The organism is Bacillota bacterium, assembly GCA_040754675.1.
Taxonomy (GTDB): Bacteria; Bacillota; Limnochordia; order Limnochordales; family Geochordaceae; genus Geochorda.
Map to the genome: position 1 here is coordinate 1 of JBFMCJ010000392.1, position 3889 is coordinate 3889.

A 3889-nucleotide genomic window follows, 5' to 3' on the forward strand; every position below is an offset into this window, starting at 1 on the left:
CATGCGGCGGCCGATGACCATCACCGAGAAGATCCTCGCCGCCCACGCCGGCGTGGAGGAAGTCGCGCCGGGCAGCCTGGTGGAGGTCAAGGTCGACTTCCTGATGGCGAACGATATCACCGCGCCGCTCGCGATCGCCGCCTTTGCCGAGATGGGAGCAAAGCGCGTCTTCGACCCCGGGCGGGTGGCGATCGTGCTCTCGCACTTCGCACCCAGCAAGGACATCCGCAGCGCCGACCAGTGCAGGGTCGCCCGCGAGTTCGCCCGCGAGCAGGGCCTGACCCACTACTACGAGATGGGCGAGGGCATCGAGCACGCGCTGTTGCCCGACCGCGGCCTGGTGCTGCCCGGTGAGGTGGTGCTCGGCGCCGACTCCCACACGTGCACCTACGGCGCCGTCGGGTGCTTTGCGACCGGCGTGGGCAGCACCGACCTCGCCTACGCGATGGCCACCGGCGAGACGTGGCTGAAGGTGCCGGAGACGATGAAGTTCGTGTACTACGGGCGCGTGCAGCCGTGGGTCAGCGGCAAGGACCTGATCCTTTACACCATCGGGCGCATCTCCTGCGACGGCGCCACCTACAAGGCGATGGAGTTCACCGGCGAGGCGCTGGCAAGCCTCGGCATGGATACCCGGTTGGCCATGGCCAACATGGCCATCGAGGCCGGCGGCAAGAACGGCATCTTCAACCCGGATGAACGGATGCTGCGCTACGTCGCCGAACGAGCGGCGCGGCCGTACACGCCAGTCTCGTCCGATCCCGGCGCCGAGTACGCCGAGGTTTACGAGTTCGACGCATCGAGCATCGAGCCGCAAATCGCCCTGCCCTGGTCCCCGGACAACGTGCGGCCCATCAGCCAGGTGGACAGCGTCCGCATCGACCAGGTGTTCATCGGCTCGTGTACCAACGGGCGGCTCGAGGACCTGCGCATGGCGGCCCGGATCCTTCGGGGCCGGCACGTGCACCCGGATGTGCGGGCCATCGTCATCCCCGCCTCGCGCGACATCTACCTCCAGGCGCTTCGCGAGGGGCTCATCGAGGTCTTCACGCAGGCCGGCTGCGTGGTCAGCGCGTCCACGTGCGGACCCTGCCTGGGCGGCCACATGGGCGTGCTCGGGAAGGGTGAGCGGTGCGTCAGCACCTCCAACCGCAACTTCGTCGGCCGGATGGGGCACCCCGAGTCGGAGTCGTACCTGGCGAACCCCGCCGTCGCCGCGGCGTCGGCCGTCGCCGGCCGGGTGTGCCACCCTGAGGAACTCGGCATCCGCTACGAGGACGTGGCCTAGGCCCCGTCGTGTCAGGAGGCATGCAGCATGGGACGGGTTTGGAAGTACGGCGACAACGTCAACACCGACGTGATCATCCCGGCACGGTACCTGTTCACGTCGGATCCGAAGGAACTGGCGGCCCACTGCATGGAGGACCTCGACCCGCAATTCGCCCCGAACGTGCGTCCGGGCGACGTGATCGTGGCCGGGCGCAACTTCGGCTCCGGCTCGTCCCGCGAGCACGCGCCCGTGTCGATCCGGGCCGCCGGGGTCAAGTGCGTGGTCGCCGCCTCTTTCGCACGCATCTTCTACCGCAACGCGATCAACGTCGGGCTGCCGATCCTCGAGTGTCCCGAGGCCGCCGCGGCACTCGAGCACGGCGAGGAGGTCGAGGTGGACGTCGAGGCCGGCACGATCCGCCGCACCCGCACGGGCGAGGTGTTTCGCGCCGCCCCTTTCCCGCCGTTCATGCAGGAGATCCTGCGCAGCGGCGGTCTGGTGGGGTACGCCAGGCGGCGGCTGGCCTAGGGGCAGGTTACAGCTTCGCCCGGCGATCAAGGGGGTTGTGTGGGATATGAGCTACCGTATCGCCGTGCTGCCCGGCGACGGCATCGGCCCGGAAGTGACGCGCGAGGCCGTGCGCGTTCTCGAGGCGGTGGCGGATGTCACGGGCGTGGAGTTCACCTTCGTCCAGGCCCCGATCGGCGGAGCGGCCGTGGACGAAGCCGGTGATCCGTTCCCGCGCGAAACGGAGGAGCTCTGCCTTTCCTCTGACGCCATCTTGCTGGGCGCCGTGGGCGGGCCCCGCTGGGACGGCGAGCCGGTCGAACGGCGGCCGGAGTCCGGCCTGCTGCGCCTGCGCAAGTGCGCGGGCGCGTTCGCCAACCTCCGTCCCGTCCGCCTGCGGTCAGGCGTCGCGGGCCGTGCGCCGCTGCGGCCGGAGGTCGTGGGCTCCGGTATCGACGTCCTCATCGTGCGGGAGCTGACCGGCGGGCTCTACTACGGCGAGCGCGGGGTCGTGCGGGAGCCCTCCGGTGAACGCGCCTTTGACACCATGGTCTACACGACGCAGGAGATCGAGCGGGTCGTACGGACCGCCTTCCAGATGGCGCGGGAGCGGCGGCGGCGCCTGGCCTCGGTCGACAAGAGCAACGTGCTCGAGACCTCCCGCCTCTGGCGGCGGGTGGTCGCGGCGGTGGCGGAGGAGTTTTCCGACGTCCACCTCGAGCACCTGTACGTCGACAACGCCGCGATGCAACTCGTCCGAGACCCGGGCCAGTTCGACGTCCTGGTGACGGAGAACACCTTCGGCGACATCCTCAGCGACCTCGGCGCGGCCCTGGTGGGTTCCATCGGCCTGCTGCCCTCGGCCAGCCTCGGTCCGGCCGGCCGGCCGCCCCTGTTCGAGCCGGTGCACGGATCGGCCCCTGACATCGCCGGCCAGGGAATCAGCAACCCCATCGGTGCCATCGCCTCGGCAGCCATGATGCTCCGCCACGCCTTCGGCCTCGAGCGGGAGGCGAGGGCCGTCGAGCAGGCGATCGACGACGTGCTGCTTCGTGGCCCCCTGACGCCTGACCTGGCGCCGCCCGGCGGCAAGCCGGCGGGCACCGAAGAGGTGGGCCGGGCCATCGCCGACCGGGTGCGCAAACTGCTGGCAGGCGGCGGGGGCGTGCACCCCGCCGGACCGACTGACGGTCAGTCGGTGACTGACGGTCAGTCAGCGCCGGGTACCCTGCGCAGCCGCCAGGTCGTCGAGGGGTTTCACCGCGCGCCGCACCGGTCGCTGTTCAAGTCGATGGGATACACCGACGAAGAGCTGCGCCGGCCGCTCATCGGGGTGATGAACAGCCGCAACGAGATCATCCCCGGCCACGTGCACCTGGACATCATCGCCAGGGCGGTGTGCGACGGCATCCGAATGGCCGGCGGCACGCCGATCCAGTTCGGCGTCATCGGCGTCGACGACGGCATCGCCATGGGCCACCGGGGCATGCGCTTCTCGCTGCCAAGCCGCGAGCTGATCGCCGACTCGGTCGAGACGGTAGTCGAGGCCCACCAGCTGGACGGGCTCGTCCTCATCCCCAACTGCGACAAGATCACGCCCGGCATGCTGATGTCGGCGGCCCGGCTCGATTTGCCCGCCATCGTCGTCAGCGGCGGGCCGATGCTGGCCGGCAACGTGTTCGGGCGGGCGGTCGACCTGGCCACGGTGTTCGAGGGGGTCGGGGCCTTCCAGTCCGGCCGCCTCAGCGCCGACGAGCTGTTCGAGCTGGAGGAGGCGGCCTGCCCGACGTGCGGCTCCTGCTCGGGAATGTTCACCGCCAACTCGATGAACTGCCTCACCGAGGCCATCGGCCTGGGCCTTCCCGGCAACGGGACGATTCCTGCCGTGGAAGCGGCTCGCCTTCGGCTGGCCAAGCAGGCCGGCATGCAGGTGATGGAACTGGTGCGGCGCGGCCTTCGGGCCCGGGACATCCTCACGGAGGCGGCCTTCCGCAACGCGCTGGCGGTTGACATGGCTCTGGGCTGTTCGACCAACACGGTCCTCCATCTGCTCGCCATCGCGCACGAGGCCGGGCTGGCAGGCGTCATCAACCTTGAGCTCATCGACCGCGT

At 70.0% G+C, this 3889-nt stretch carries 3 protein-coding genes and 1 pseudogene; all 4 read left to right on the forward strand.

Annotated elements, in window-relative coordinates; translation table 11 throughout:
• Position 1 precedes the first annotated feature (1 nt).
• The gene (gene leuC / locus AB1609_17560; GenBank protein MEW6048255.1) at positions 2-1288 is read left to right on the forward strand and encodes a 3-isopropylmalate dehydratase large subunit; all 1287 of its coding nucleotides are present in this window, start codon (positions 2-4) and stop codon (positions 1286-1288) included.
• A 27-nt stretch (positions 1289-1315) separates the two neighbouring features.
• A complete protein-coding gene (locus tag AB1609_17565; GenBank protein ID MEW6048256.1) occupies positions 1316-1798 on the forward strand; it encodes a 3-isopropylmalate dehydratase small subunit in 483 nt (160 codons plus the stop codon).
• 46 nt (positions 1799-1844) lie between these two features.
• Positions 1845-2843, forward strand: a pseudogene (gene leuB, locus AB1609_17570) (3-isopropylmalate dehydrogenase).
• Between the two features lie 162 nt (positions 2844-3005).
• The coding region (locus AB1609_17575; protein MEW6048257.1) for a dihydroxy-acid dehydratase at positions 3006-3889 on the forward strand (884 nt) is incomplete at its 3' end.

Excerpts from the sequence above, each read along its gene's own strand:
- leuC (MEW6048255.1), top strand. The coding sequence starts at position 2 with ATGCGGCGGCCGATGACCATCACCGAGAAGATCCTCGCCGCCCACGCC.
- AB1609_17565 (MEW6048256.1), top strand. The coding sequence starts at position 1,316 with ATGGGACGGGTTTGGAAGTACGGCGACAACGTCAACACCGACGTGATC.